Origin of the sequence: Dissulfurirhabdus thermomarina (genome assembly GCF_012979235.1) — a bacterium.
GTDB lineage: Bacteria > Desulfobacterota > Dissulfuribacteria > Dissulfuribacterales > Dissulfurirhabdaceae > Dissulfurirhabdus > Dissulfurirhabdus thermomarina.
Map to the genome: position 1 here is coordinate 566,728 of NZ_JAATWC010000001.1, position 13,172 is coordinate 579,899.

Here is a 13,172-nt window from a genome sequence, read left to right on the forward strand (position 1 = left end):
TTCGGGCGATCCGGGGGTCGGTTCGTCGTACCGGTGGTCTCCGCTCGTTCCTTTCTTTTTTATCCCTCGGCCAGGGGGATTTCCAGCCAAAAGGCGCTGCCGCCGCCCTCGGCCGGCGCCACCCCCGTCGCGCCGTCCATCCGCTCGGCGGCGCGGCGGACCAGGGCGAGGCCGATCCCCGTGCCCGGGTAGGTCTCGCGGCCGTGGAGGCGCTCGAAGGGCCGGAAGATCCGGTCCCGCGCCTCCGGCGGGACGCCGATTCCGTTGTCGGTCACGGTGATCCGGACCCGGCCGTCCGGGGCGGCGTCGCAGCGGATCCGGACCCTCGGGGCCACCCCGGGGGCGGTGAACTTGAGGGCGTTGTCCACAAGGTTCGAGAGGGCGAGGAGCAGGGTCTCCCGGTGGCCGCGGACCACGGGGAAGGAACCCTCCGCGGTCAGCTCGCCGCCGCCGGCCCGGGCGGCGGGGGCCGCGAGCTCCAGGACCTCCGCCACCACGGCCTCCAGGGGGACGGGGCCGGTCGGCAGCTTGGCCCGGCGCAGGCGGGCATAGGAGAGGAGGCCGTGGATGAGGCCTTCCATCCGGGCCGAGGCCTGGAGGATGCGGTCGAGGTAGTCCCGGCCGGTGGCGTCGAGGCGGGGGCCCTGGTCGTCCGCCAGGGCGCGGGCGAAGCCCTGGATGGCCCGGAGGGGGGCCCTGAGGTCGTGGGAGACGGAGTCGGCGAAGGCCTCGAGGTCTTCGTTGGCGGCCCGGATCTCGGCGGTCCGCCGGGTCACCTCGGCCTCGAGGTCCGCGGCGTAGTGGCGCAGGCGTTCGACGAGCTGGGCGTTCTGGAGCCCGAACCCGGCCTGGCGGCCGAGGATGTCGTAGAAGGGGGCGCTTTCGTCGAAGGACCGCGGCCGGCGCCAGGCGAGGCCGAGGACCCCCACGCAGGCCGACCGGCCCGTGAGGGGGAGGGCGACGAAGGCCTTGTACCCGGCCAGCTTGCAGGCTTCGAGGGTGCACCGGGGGTCGGCGTGGATGTCGCCCGAGAAGACCGGCCCATCGCCGGCGGCCAGGCCGCAGAGGCATTCGCCGAGGCGGAGGTCGGGTTCCTGTGCCGCCTGCTCCGGGGCGTCGGGGCGGGTGCGGAGCAGGCGGAGGCGGTCATCCTCCCGTACGAAGAACAGGGCGAGGTCGGGGGCCGCCGCCCGGGCCGCGGCCTCGAGGGCGGCCTCGGCCACCTCCTCGAGGCCGCGGCTCGAGGCGATCCGGGCGCCCATGGCGCCGAGGGCCTCGAGCTCCCGGAGCCGTTCCCGGAGTAACCGGGCCTCGCGGCTGGACGGCCGCTGGGACATGCCGGCACCTCCCTCCATCCCTGCCCGGCGGGGCAGCGGAGACAGGCATATTATAGCACGGCCCGGCGGCGGGTCAGATCACGCGGTCGTTTCCGCCATCCACGGGGACCTGGGCCCCGGTGGTCCGGGCGAAGAGGGGGCCGAGCATCTCGGCGGCCATCTCCGCCACGTGGGTCCGGGAGACCTCGGCCCGGAGGATGTTCTTCCGCTTGTACTCGGCCACGCTGAGTCCGTAGGCCTCGGCGCGCGACCGGAGGACCTCCTCGGTCCAGATGCCGGTGTCGAAGACGGCGTCGGGGTGGATGACGTTGACCCGGATTCCCTCCGCCCCCCATTCCAGGGCCGCCACCCGGGCCAGCTGGGTGAGGGCGGCCTTGGAGGCGGAGTAGGCCGCGGCGCCCGGCCCGGGGGCGGGGACGTTCTTCGAGCCGATGGCCACCACCCGGCCGCCGCCGGGCGCGAGGGCGAGGAGGGGATGGCAGAGGCGCAGGAGGTCGAGGTTGGCGTCGAGGTTCACACGGAGGACGCGGCGCCATTCCGTTCCCTCGAGTTCGGCGATGGGTCGGCTCCGGGGGAAGACGCCGGCGTTGAGCACCAGCATGTCCACGCCGCCGAAGCGCTCGCAGGCGGCATCCAGCGCCGCCTCGAGGGCCGCCGGGTCGGTGATGTCACAGGCGAGGCCCAGGTAGGCGGGGGCGTCGTGGCGGTCCGCCACAGAGGGGTCCACGTCGAGGCCCACCACGGCGGCCCCCCGGCGGAGGAGAGCCTCGACGCAGGCCGCCCCGATCCCCGAGGCCGCGCCCGTCACCAGGGCCGTCTCGCCGGCGAAGACGGGCGGCGGGCCGGCCCGCCGGAGCTTGGCCTGCTCGAGGTCCCAGTACTCCACGGCGAAGATGGCCTCGGGGGGGAGCGCCCGGTACCCGCCGAGGCAGGTCGCCCGCTCGATGACGTCCATGGTGTGGCGGTAGATGTCGGCCACGATCCCGGCCTCCCGGGCGCTCCGGCCGGCGGCGGCCATGCCGAGCTCCGGGTCCAGGACGACCCTGGGGGCGGGGTCGAGCATGGTGACCGGGGCCCGGGCCGAGGCCGAAAGGGCCTCGAACTCGGCCCGGTAGGCCCGGGCGTAGGCCGCCACGTCGCGGCCGAGGAGGGGGAGCCGCTTGGTCCGGATCACGTGGTCGGGGGTGGCGGGGCCCTCACGGGCGATCACGTCCAGGTCCGGCCGGGTGACGAAGGCGAAGGTGCGCGGGCTCCGGTCGAAGTGGAGGAGGAAGGGGACCCCGGCCGCTTCGGAGACCGCGCGCCGGAGCCGCGCCGCCTCAAGCCGCGGGAAGGGCGGCGGGGCCTCGGCCGGGGCGGTGGTCACCCGGGCCCCCCGGGTCTCGAGCTCGGCATCGGCCATCTCCACCAGGCGGATCATGCGGTCGTAGGCCTCCTTGGCCGTTTCGCCGAAGCTGAAGACCCCGTGGTTCATGAGGACCATGCCGATGGTGCGCGGGGTGCGCTCCCCGGGGAAACGCTCGGCGCAGGCCCGGGCGAGGTCGAAGCCCGGCATCACGTAGGGGATCACCACCACGAGGTCCCCGTAGAGGTCCCGGACCCGGCGCTCGCCGTCCGCGGTGTTGGTGAGGGTGACCACCGCGTCGGCGTGGGTGTGGTCCACGTACCTGAAGGGGAGCAGGGCGTGGAGGATGGCCTCGATGGAGGGCGTGGGGGCGTCCGCCCGGGTGAGGGCGGTCCGGAGCTCGTTCACCATCTCCGGGTCGGAGAGGCGCTCGAGGCCCGCCAGGTGGAGGAGCCGCGAGAGGCGGACCGGTGCGAAGCCCGCCGGCTCGATGGTGGCCAGGTCCCACCCCGATCCCTTGACGTAGAGGATGTCGTCCTCCCCGTAGAGGGTGGTCTCCCGGATCTTGACCGAGGTGTTGCCCCCGCCGTGGAGGACGAGGCTCGCGTCGCGGCCGAGGAGACGTGAGGTGTAGACCCGGAGACCGAGGTCGCCCTCGAAGCCCCGGGCCTCGCGGTCGTCCCAGAGGTTGCGCATGGCAGGCTCCTGTCGGGCCCGGGCCCGGCGGTGCGCGCCGGCCCGGCGGGGTATGGCGGCGCCCGCCCGCCGGCGGGTCACCGCGCCGGCAGTCTACCGGATGGCGGCGGGGCGCATCAACCGGGCGGCGCGCCGCGGGCGCCGTTGAGTGTAACTCCTTGACGCCAAAGAGAAAAACCAGGCATTTCCCCGCTCCGATCCGCCCGGGCCCTTGCTTGACTTCGATTTTTCGCTCGATTAGATTGCAACACTTCGAAAGTGCGAGAGTGGCGGAATTGGTAGACGCACTGGATTTAGGATCCAGCGGCCCCGGCCGTGCGAGTTCGACTCTCGCCTCTCGCACCAGGCACCGGCGGGGCGGGGGCCCACCCCGGGCGGGTGGACCGGGCCGCCGGCGGCCGTCCCGCCTCCCGAGAAATCCCAGGAAAAGGTGAGCAGGGAATCGATGAAAGTGACCTTCGAGGACATCAGCCCCGTGGAGAAACGGGTGTCGGTGGAAGTTCCGGCCGAAGAGGTGGACGCCGAGCTGGACCGGGCCTTCCGCCGGCTCAACCGCCAGGTTTCCATCAAGGGGTTTCGAAAGGGAAAGGCGCCGCGCAGCGTCTTGGAACGGCACTACGGGGCCGAGATCCAGGATCAGGTCATCGAACGGCTCGTCCAGCGGACGCTTCCCAAGGCGCTGGACGAGGCGAAGCTGGTGCTGGTGCTCCAGCCGGTCCTGGACGGCGCCTCCGAGGTACGGGCCCACCGGCCCTTCACCTACTCCGCCCGCCTGGATCTCTGGCCGGAGTTCGACGTGCCCGAGTACAAGGGGATCGAGCTGGAGGAACCCGAGACCGAGGTCACGGAAGAGGAGATGCAGGAGCAGCTCGAGGCCCTTCGCACCCACTACGCCACCGTGGAGACGGTGGCGGAGGACCGGCCCGTGGAGACCGGCGACCTGGTCATCCTCGACTACGAGGGGTTCGTTGACGGGCAGCCCGTCGAGGGGCTGACGGAGGAGAACGCCTACCTCGAGGTGGGTTCCCACCACTTCAACCCCGACTTCGAGGCGGGATTGGTGGGGATGCGCCGGGATGCCGAAAAGGAGATCGAGGTCACCTACCCGGAGGACGCCGTCAACGAGAAGCTGGCCGGCAAGACCGTCCGCTACCGGGTGCGCCTCAAGGAGATCAAGCAGCGGGTGCTGCCCGAGCTCGACGACGAGTTCGCCCGGGGCCTCGGCGTCGGCTTCGAGACCCTGGAGGACCTCCGCGAGCGCCTCCGGGCGCAGCTGGCCCACGACAAGCAGGAGGCCGCCCGGTCGAGCCTGCGGCGCCAGCTCTTGGACATCCTGTGCGAGCGGGTGGACTTCCCGGTGCCGGGGCGGCTCGTGGAAGAGAAGGTGACCCAGATGGTGGACAACGTCGCCGGGCATCTCCAGGAGCGCGGGCTGGATCTCGAGCGGGCCGGGCTCTCCGAGAACCGGCTCCGGGAGAAGATGCGCGGGGACGCCGAGCGCCAGGTGAAGGCCGAGATGATCCTGGACCGGATCGCCGAGGCGGAGAACATCACCCTGTCCCGGGAGGAGGTCTCGGGGCACGTCGAGGGGACCGCCGCCGAGCTCGGAATGCCCCCCGACCAGGTGGCCTCGGCGGTGGCGCGGCACGTGCTGCCGAAGCTCCGGGCCAAGAAGACCGTGGATTTCCTCCTGGAGCACGCGGTGATCCGCCGGGCCGGGGCCGCCGAGGCGGCGGCCGGCGGCTAGACCGGCGCGGTCCGGGCATCGATCTTGCTTCATAACGGGACGAGCCGGCCGGCCGGCAGGGAGTTGCAGACATGCCGTTGATACCTATGGTAATAGAGCAGAGCCCGAGGGGTGAACGGGCCTACGATATCTACTCCCGGCTGCTCAAGGAACGGATCATCTTCCTGGGGTCGCCGGTGGACGACGAGGTGGCCAACCTGGTCATCGCCCAGCTCTTGTTCCTCGAGGCCGAGGATCCGGGGCGGGACATCACCCTGTACATCAACTCCCCAGGGGGGCTGGTGACGGCGGGGCTGGCCATCTACGATACCATGCAGTACATCAAGCCCGACGTCAGCACCCTGTGCCTGGGCCAGGCGGCCAGCATGGGTGCGTTGCTTTTGGCGGCGGGCGCCCCCGGCAAGCGTTACACCCTGCCCAACGCCCGGATCCTCATCCATCAGCCCATGGGCGGTTTCCAGGGGCAGGCCACCGACGTGGACATCCAGGCCCGGGAGATCCTGCGCCTTCGGGAGCGGCTGAACGAGATCCTCTCTCGTCACACCGGCCAGCCCATCGAGCGCATCCAGCAGGACACGGAGCGGGATTTCTTCATGGGCGGCGAAGAGGCGAAGGCCTACGGCCTGGTGGACGAGGTGATCGTCCAGCGGCCGTCCGAGAGCCAGGAGGAAGCCTGATGGCGAAGAAGGACGTGGAAAGCCACAGCGACCTGCATTGTTCCTTCTGCGGGAAGGGGCAGGAAGAGGTCCGCAAGCTCATCGCCGGTCCCAACGTCTACATCTGCGACGAGTGCATCGAGCTCTGCAACGACATCATCGCGGAGGAGTACGACCGGACCGGGGAGCGGGAGACCGGCGGCCCGCAGATCCTGAAGCCCGCCGAGATCAAGGCCCTGCTCGACGAATACGTGATCGGCCAGGAGGAGGCCAAGAAGATCCTCTCCGTGGCCGTGCACAACCACTACAAGCGGATCGACAGCCGGGTGGACCTGGGCGACGTGGAGCTCCAGAAGAGCAACATCCTGCTCGTGGGTCCCACCGGGAGCGGCAAGACCCTCCTGGCCCAGACCCTCGCCAAGGTGCTCAACGTGCCCTTCACCCTGGCCGACGCCACCACCCTCACCGAGGCCGGCTACGTCGGCGAGGACGTCGAGAACATCATTCTGAACCTCCTCCAGGCGGCGGACTACGACGTGGAGCTGGCCAGCCGGGGGATCGTCTACATCGACGAGATCGACAAGATCGCCCGCAAGGCCGACAGCCCCTCCATCACCCGGGACGTCTCCGGCGAGGGGGTCCAGCAGGCCCTGCTCAAGATCATCGAGGGCACGGTGGCCAACGTCCCCCCCAAGGGGGGCCGAAAGCACCCGCAGCAGGACTTCGTCAAGATCGACACCTCCAACATCCTCTTCATCTGCGGCGGGGCCTTCGTGGGCCTCGAGGACATCATCCGGAGCCGGCTCGGCAAGTACACCATCGGTTTCGGGGCCGACGTCCAGGGGGCCCGCGACCTGAGCCTCGGCGAGGTCCTGCGCCAGGTGGAACCGGAGGACTTCATCAAGTACGGGCTCATCCCCGAGTTCGTGGGGCGGCTGCCGGTCTACGCCACCCTGGAGGAGCTGGACGAGGAGGCCCTCGTCCGGATCCTGCGCGAGCCGAGAAACGCCCTCCTCAAGCAGTTCCAGAAGCTCTTCGAGATGGACAACGTGGAGCTCCACTTCACCGAGGGCGCCGTCCGGGCCCTGGCCCGGGAGGCCATCAAGCGCAAGACCGGGGCCCGCGGGCTCCGCTCCATCCTCGAGAAGGCCATGCTGAACGTCATGTACGACATCCCCTCCCGGGAAGGCATCCGGGAATGCGTGATCAGCGAGGAGGTGATCCTCCGCCAGGCCGAGCCCATCCTCCTGGACGAGGTGAAGGAGGCCCAGGCCTCTTGAAAGCCCCGCGGGGGGCCTTAATGTAGAATCGATCCCCGGCGGATCCCGAGATCGCGGCTGGCGAGCCCTTGAAACACGCGGTACTTCATGACGAAACACTCGGAAACCCTCACCGTTCCCCTCCTGCCCCTCCGGGACATCGTGCTCTTCCCGCACATGGTGGCGCCGCTCTTCGTGGGCCGGGAGAAGTCCGTCCAGGCCATCGAGCACGCCATGGCCGCCGACGAGGAGATCTTCCTGGCGACCCAGCGGGACGCCAAGGTGGACGATCCCCGCGAGGCCGACATCCACCGGGTGGGGACCCTGGGGACCATCCTGCAGCTCCTGCGCCTCCCGGACGGGACGGTGAAGGTCCTGATCGAGGGCAAGCGCCGGGCCCGGATCACCGCCTACCGGAGCGGGGAGCGCTTCTTCCTGGTGGACGTGGCGCCCCTGGTGGAGGTGCCCGGCACCGGCCCCGAGATCGAGGCCGTGATGCGGGTGACCATCGGGGCCTTCGAGGAGTACGTCAAGCTCAACAAGAAGATCCCCTCCGAGGTGGCGCTCTCCATCTCTTCCATCGATGACCCGGCCCGGCTCAGCGACACCATCGCCGCGCACATCCCGCTCAAGGTGCACGACAAGCAGTCGCTGCTCGAGCAGGTACACGCCGGGCGCCGGCTGGAACGGCTCCTCACCCTGATGCGCACCGAGATCCAGGTCGCCCAGACCGAGCAGCGGATCAAGGAGCGCGTCAAGAAGCAGATGGAGAAGAACCAGCGCGATTACTACCTCAACGAGCAGATGCGGGCCATCCAGAAGGAGATGGGCCAGAAGGACGAGGGCCAGAGCGAGCTCATCGAGCTCGAGCGGCGGATCAAGCGCAAGCGCCTCCCCCGCGAGGCCGCCGCCAAGGTGCGCCAGGAGTTCAAGAAGCTCAAGATGATGGCCCCCATGTCCGCCGAGGCCACGGTGGTCCGCAACTACATCGACTGGATCCTCTCTCTGCCCTGGCTGGAGCGCACCCGCGACAAGAACGACATCGCCGAGGCCGAGCGGATCCTCAACGAGGACCACTACGGCCTGGAGAAGCCCAAGGAGCGCATCCTCGACTACCTCGCCGTCCAGACCCTCGTCAAGAAGATGAAGGGCCCCATCCTCTGCCTGGTGGGGCCGCCGGGCGTGGGCAAGACCTCCCTGGCCCGTTCCGTGGCTCGGGCCCTGGGGCGGAACTTCGTGCGGCTGTCCCTGGGCGGCGTCCGGGACGAGGCCGAGATCCGGGGTCACCGGCGGACCTACATCGGGGCGCTTCCCGGCAAGATCATTCAGTCCCTCCGGCGGGCGGGGACCAAGAACCCGGTCTTCTGCCTCGACGAGGTGGACAAGATGAGCATGGACTTCCGGGGCGACCCGGCGGCCGCCCTGCTCGAGGTCCTGGACCCGGAGCAGAACGCCACCTTCAACGACCACTACCTCGACCTGGACTACGACCTCTCCGAGGTGCTCTTCATCACCACGGCCAACGCGCTCCACACCATCCCCCTGCCCCTCCAGGACCGGATGGAGATCATCGAGCTCGAGGGCTACACCGAGGAGGAGAAGCTCGAGATCGCCAAGGGTTTCCTCCTCCCCCGGCAGATCGAGGCCCACGGGCTCACCCCCGACCGGATGCAGGTGAGCGACGGGGCCATCCTGGAGATCATCCGTTCCTACACCCGGGAGGCGGGGGTGCGGAGTCTCGAGCGGGCCCTGGCCACCATCTGCCGCAAGGTGGCCCGGGAGGTGGCCAAGGACTCGGAGGGCGACCGGGTCGTCAAGGTGAACCAGGCCTCCCTGAACCGGCACCTGGGGGTCCCCAAGTACCGCCAGAAGAAGAAGGAAGAGAAGTCCGAGATCGGCGTGGTGACGGGCCTGGCCTGGACGGAGACGGGCGGGGCCATCCTGGAGATCGAGGCCGCCGTCATGCCCGGCAAGGGCCGGCTCACCATCACCGGCAAGCTCGGCGACGTCATGCAGGAGTCGGTCCGGGCCGCCATGAGCTACGTCCGGTCCCGGGCCCACCAGTTCGGGCTGCCCTGGGATTTCTACCAGAAGGTGGACATCCACGTGCACGTCCCGGAGGGGGCCATCCCGAAGGACGGCCCCTCGGCGGGCATCACCATCGCCACCGCCATCGTCTCGGCCCTGCTCCGGATCCCGGTCCGAAACGACGTGGCCATGACGGGCGAGATCACGCTCCGGGGCCGGGTGCTGCCCATCGGGGGTCTGAAGGAGAAGCTGCTCGCCGCCCGGCGGAGCGGGGTGGAGACCGTCCTGATCCCCGAGGAGAACGAGCGGGACCTCAAGGAGATCCCGCCCAAGCTGGCCCGTTCCCTCGCCATCGAGCGGGTGGAGCACATGGACGAGGTGCTCCGGCGCGCCCTCGACATGGAAGACCCGGACAGCCTCTTCACCGGGCTCGGGCCCGCCGAGGCCCCCGACTGCTTCCAGCGGCCGGAGGCGGCGGAGGTCCACGCCCCCCACTGAGCGCGCCAGATTCGAGGCGATCAGGCCGCCGGCCCCCCGGCGGCCTTTTTGCGTCCAGCTCAGGCGTCGGGACCCTCGAAGGGGTGTCCCGCCCGGTCGAAGTCTGGGCGGTAGTGGTCCCGGGCCTCGAGCTCCTGGACGTAGCCCTCCGTGAGGCCGACGGCCTCCAGGGCGGCCAGGGCCCGGCGGTATTCCCCGGGCCGGAGGGGCCGGTGGAGGGGCGGTCGGGCGGCGGCCCGGTGGGCGGGAAAGTACTGGGCCATGAGGCTCACGGCGGCCGCCGGGCCGAGTTCCCGGCCGATCCAACCGAGTACCTCCGCGGTGCCCGAAAGATCCCCGGGCAGGACCAGGTGGCGCACCAGGAGGCCACGGGCGGCGAGGCCGTCGGCGTCCACTTCGAGCGGCCCGGCCTGGCGCCACATCTCGCCCACGGCGGCCCGGGCGGCCGCCGGGTAGTCCCGGGCCCCGGAGAGGCGGCGGGCGGTCGCCGGGTCCCAGTACTTGAAGTCCGGCAGGTAGACGTCCACGATGCCCTCGAGGAGACGGAGCGTCGCCACCGCCTCATAGCCGCCGGAGTTCAGGACCACCGGCAGGCGGAGGCCGCGGCGGGCCGCAATCCCGAGGGCCGCCACCGCCACGGGCAGGACGTGGGTCGCGCTCACCCAGTTCAGGTTGTGGGCCCCCTGCCGTTCGAGCTCCAGATAGACCTCCGCCAGGGCCGGGGCGTCCATCTCCCCCCTCCCCGCCGGCCATTCCTGGCTGATCCGGTGGTTCTGGCAATAGGCGCAGGCCAGGGTGCACCGGGCGAAGAAGACCGTCCCCGAGCCCCCTCGACCGCTGAGGCAGGGTTCCTCGCCCCGGTGCCGGCACCAGGCCGCCACCGGGGCGAGGCGGCCGGTGCGGCAGAACCCGGTCTCGCCCCGGCCCCGGCGGGCCCCGCACGCCCTGGGACAGAGCCGGCAGGGGTCCGACCGGGCCTCGAGGGCCCGGACCCGGCGGTCGAACTCTCCCGTCTCGATGAGCCGCAGATAGCCTGGGCGGCGCGAAGGAGCGGCGGCGTGCACGGGGGGGGCGGGTCAGGGGGCCCGGCCCCGGGAGCGGGGGCGGCGGCCTTCCAGGGGGATCACCTTCTCGCCCGTGTCCGCCTCCCGGTCCAGGCCCTCGAGGTAGCGCCAGAGGGGGTCCCGGGTGCGGGCGGAGCCGCCCTCCCGAATCCCGGGCGGGACCGGGCGGCAGCCGAGGCACCGTCCCGACCGGAAGACGGCCACCTCTTCTCCCACGGCGCGGACGTCTTCCGGGTCGTGGGTCACGAGGACGAGGGGGAGGTCGAGGTCGGCGGCCAGTCGGGAGAAGCCCTCCCGGAGGCGTTCCCGGAGCCCGGCGTCCAGGGCGCTGAAGGGCTCGTCCAGGAGGAGGAGCCGGGGGCGGGCGAGGAGCGCCCGGCCCAGGGCCACCCGCTGGCGCTGGCCGCCGGAGAGCTGGCCGGGGCGGAGCCGGAGCAGCGGTTCGAGTTCGAGCCGGCGGGCGGCGGCGCGGACCATCTCGTCGCGGTCGGCCCCGGCGGGGATCCCGAAGGCCAGGTTCTCGGCCACCGTGAGGTGGGGGAAGAGGGCGTAGTCCTGGAAGACGAGGCCGACCCGCCGGTGCTGCGGGGGGAGGTCGATGCCCCGGCGCGCGTCGAAGAGCACCGTTTTGCGGACGCGGACGTGGCCCGTGTCCGGGCGGAGGAGGCCGGCGATCATCTGGAGGGTGAGGCTCTTCCCGGCGCCGGAGGCCCCCCAGATGACGAGGCGGCGGGAGCGGGCCTGGAAGGCGGCCTCGAGGCGGAAGGCGCCGAGGTTCTTCTCCAGATGGACGTCCAGGATCATGCCGGCGCCTCCGACCCCCGGGCGCCCCGGACCAGCCACAGGAAGAAGAGGGCCACCCCGGTGTGGATCAGGACCAACGTCCCTGCCGTGGCCATCCGGCCGGAGATGAAGGCGTTGTAGATGGCCACGGGCATGGTGGTGGTCCGGCCGGGGATGTTGCCGGCCACCATGAGGGTGGCGCCGAATTCCCCCATGGCCCGGGCGAAGGCGAGCACCACCCCGGCCAGGAGCCCCCGGCGGGCGAGCGGCAGGGTGACCCGCCAGAAGGTGCGCCACCGGGAGTGGCCCAGGGTGAAGGCCGCTTGCTCGAGCCGGGGGTCCACGGCGGCGATGGCGGCGACCGCCGTGTGGAAGAGGAGCGGGAAGGCCACCACCGCGGAGGCGAGCACGGCCCCCCACCACGAAAAGACCGGCGTCCATCCCGTGGTCTCGTAGAGCCAGCGGCCCACCAGGCCCCGGCGTCCCACCAGCGCCACCAGGTAGTAGCCGAGGACCGTGGGCGGCAGCACCAGGGGGAGCGAGAAGAGCACCTCGAGGAGGCGGCGGCCCGGAAAGCGGCCCCGGGCGAAGGCATAGGCCAGGGGGACCGTGACCGCCACCAGGACGGCCGTGGCCGTGGCGGCCACCTGGAGGGAGAGCCGGACGGGGAAGAGGACCGCCTCGTTCACGGCCGGGGCTCCCCGGGGACGGCGCCGAAGCCGAATCGTTCGAGGATGGCCCGGCCCTCGCCGGAGCGGAGGAAGGCCACGAAGGCGCGCCCGGCGGCGGGGTGGGCCGCGTCTTTCAGGACCGCCGCGGGGTAGCGGATGGGGGCGTGGAGCCCGTCCGCGAAGACGTGGACCACCCGGAGGCCCGGAACCCGGGCGTCGGTGGCGAAGACCACGCCCGCGTCCACCTCGCCCCGGGCGACGTAGTCCCGGACCTGGCGGACCGAGACCCCGAGGACCAGCCGGCCCTGGAGCCGGGGCCAGAGCCCGAGCCCCTCCAGGGCCTCCCGGGCGTAGCGCCCGGCCGGGACGTGGGCGGGATCACCCACGGCCACGCGCCGGACCTCCGGCCGGAGGAGATCCCGCGGCGTTGCGACGCGGGAGGCGCCGGCGGGGACCACCAGCACGATCCGGTTGGCGGCGAAGTCGGCCCGGGTTCCGGGCAGGAGGCGGCCCGCCCGCTCCAGGCGGTCCATGTAGCGATGGGAGGCCGAGGCGTAGACGTCAACCGGGGCCCCCTGCTCGATCTGGACGTACAGGGTGCCGGAGGAGGCGAGATCCAGCACCACCCGGTCCCCGGGGTGGGCGGCCTCGAAGGCCCGGGCCTCGGCGCGGAAGGCATCGGAGAGGCTGGCCGCCGCGGCCACCACGAACTCGGCCGCCGCGGCCCGCCCGGCGGCGGACACCGAGAGGCCCAGGGCGAGGAGGGCGCAGATGGCGGTCCGGCGGTCCATGATGCCCGAATTTAAGCCGGGGCCCGGCGGCACGCAAGCGCCGGGGCGGACCGCGGAGCGGGCCGGGGCCCGCGGCAGGGGGGGCGCCGCGATCCCCTTGCCCCGGCGGGTGCCTCCCGGGGTCGCTTCGCCTCCCCCGGGGACGTGTCGCGTGCGCCGGGGGCCGCGCGTTCGCCCCGGGAAAGCATCAAGGATGCAAGGCGCGAGGATGTCGTGGAATGCTGCGTGCTCAGGTGCGTCGCAATGAGACGAGGACATCCGAAGCAGCACGGCAGCCGCGACTTTTTGCGACGCCAT

General features: G+C 71.6%; 10 protein-coding genes and 1 tRNA gene. 5 read left to right on the plus strand and 6 right to left on the minus strand.

From position 1 onward, the window contains the following. Positions 1 to 59: 59 nt before the first annotated feature. Both HCU62_RS02760 and HCU62_RS02765 read right to left on the minus strand, forming a co-directional pair. Entirely contained in the window at positions 60 to 1,337 is a 1,278-nt protein-coding gene (locus HCU62_RS02760; protein ID WP_163298261.1) for a sensor histidine kinase, read from the minus strand. A gap of 73 nt (positions 1,338 to 1,410) precedes the next feature. Then, positions 1,411 to 3,378, minus strand: coding sequence for a bifunctional aldolase/short-chain dehydrogenase (locus HCU62_RS02765; protein ID WP_163298260.1), 1,968 nt, complete (start codon positions 3,376 to 3,378; stop codon positions 1,411 to 1,413). Positions 3,379 to 3,638: 260 nt separating this feature from the next. Between HCU62_RS02765 and HCU62_RS02770 the strand changes: the two genes are divergently transcribed. From HCU62_RS02770 to lon, 5 genes are all read left to right on the plus strand, one after another. After that, positions 3,639 to 3,723 (plus strand) — tRNA-Leu (locus tag HCU62_RS02770). 100 nt (positions 3,724 to 3,823) lie between these two features. Continuing rightward, positions 3,824 to 5,125: a trigger factor gene (gene tig, locus HCU62_RS02775; protein ID WP_163298259.1), complete on the plus strand. Its 1,302-nt coding sequence runs from the start codon at positions 3,824 to 3,826 to the stop codon at positions 5,123 to 5,125. Positions 5,126 to 5,196: 71 nt separating this feature from the next. Continuing rightward, entirely contained in the window at positions 5,197 to 5,802 is a 606-nt protein-coding gene (clpP, locus tag HCU62_RS02780; protein ID WP_163298258.1) for an ATP-dependent Clp endopeptidase proteolytic subunit ClpP, read from the plus strand. Next, a complete protein-coding gene (clpX, locus tag HCU62_RS02785; RefSeq protein WP_163298257.1) occupies positions 5,802 to 7,061 on the plus strand; it encodes an ATP-dependent Clp protease ATP-binding subunit ClpX in 1,260 nt (419 codons plus the stop codon). Before clpP ends, clpX begins: the two co-directional genes overlap by 1 nt. A gap of 87 nt (positions 7,062 to 7,148) precedes the next feature. Further along, on the plus strand, positions 7,149 to 9,566 hold the full coding sequence (gene lon, locus HCU62_RS02790; RefSeq protein WP_163298256.1) for an endopeptidase La: 2,418 nt from the start codon (positions 7,149 to 7,151) through the stop codon (positions 9,564 to 9,566). Between the two features lie 59 nt (positions 9,567 to 9,625). Here the strand turns inward: lon and HCU62_RS12480 are convergent, their stop codons facing one another. Genes HCU62_RS12480 through modA form a run of 4 tightly spaced genes read right to left on the minus strand, consistent with a single transcriptional unit; the run spans position 9,626 to position 12,875 of the window. Then, positions 9,626 to 10,630 (minus strand): radical SAM protein, encoded by a 1,005-nt coding sequence (locus tag HCU62_RS12480; RefSeq protein WP_181448350.1) that lies wholly within the window; start codon positions 10,628 to 10,630, stop codon positions 9,626 to 9,628. A 12-nt stretch (positions 10,631 to 10,642) separates the two neighbouring features. Then, positions 10,643 to 11,434, minus strand: coding sequence for an ATP-binding cassette domain-containing protein (locus tag HCU62_RS02800; protein WP_163298631.1), 792 nt, complete (start codon positions 11,432 to 11,434; stop codon positions 10,643 to 10,645). Then, the gene (gene modB, locus HCU62_RS02805; RefSeq protein WP_163298630.1) at positions 11,431 to 12,102 is read right to left on the minus strand and encodes a molybdate ABC transporter permease subunit; all 672 of its coding nucleotides are present in this window, start codon (positions 12,100 to 12,102) and stop codon (positions 11,431 to 11,433) included. Before modB ends, HCU62_RS02800 begins: the two co-directional genes overlap by 4 nt. Further along, positions 12,099 to 12,875 carry a molybdate ABC transporter substrate-binding protein gene (modA, locus tag HCU62_RS02810; RefSeq protein WP_163298629.1) on the minus strand — a complete coding sequence of 259 codons (777 nt, stop codon included), beginning with the start codon at positions 12,873 to 12,875 and terminating at the stop codon, positions 12,099 to 12,101. The genes modB and modA overlap by 4 nt, the downstream gene beginning before the upstream one ends. Positions 12,876 to 13,172: the final 297 nt, after the last annotated feature.

Excerpts from the sequence above, each read along its gene's own strand:
- HCU62_RS02800 (WP_163298631.1), bottom strand. The coding sequence starts at position 11,434 with ATGATCCTGGACGTCCATCTGGAGAAGAACCTCGGCGCCTTCCGCCTC.
- HCU62_RS02765 (WP_163298260.1), bottom strand. The coding sequence starts at position 3,378 with ATGCGCAACCTCTGGGACGACCGCGAGGCCCGGGGCTTCGAGGGCGAC.
- lon (WP_163298256.1), top strand. The coding sequence starts at position 7,149 with ATGACGAAACACTCGGAAACCCTCACCGTTCCCCTCCTGCCCCTCCGG.
- tig (WP_163298259.1), top strand. The coding sequence starts at position 3,824 with ATGAAAGTGACCTTCGAGGACATCAGCCCCGTGGAGAAACGGGTGTCG.
- modA (WP_163298629.1), bottom strand. The coding sequence starts at position 12,875 with ATGGACCGCCGGACCGCCATCTGCGCCCTCCTCGCCCTGGGCCTCTCG.
- HCU62_RS02760 (WP_163298261.1), bottom strand. The coding sequence starts at position 1,337 with ATGTCCCAGCGGCCGTCCAGCCGCGAGGCCCGGTTACTCCGGGAACGG.
- clpX (WP_163298257.1), top strand. The coding sequence starts at position 5,802 with ATGGCGAAGAAGGACGTGGAAAGCCACAGCGACCTGCATTGTTCCTTC.
- clpP (WP_163298258.1), top strand. The coding sequence starts at position 5,197 with ATGCCGTTGATACCTATGGTAATAGAGCAGAGCCCGAGGGGTGAACGG.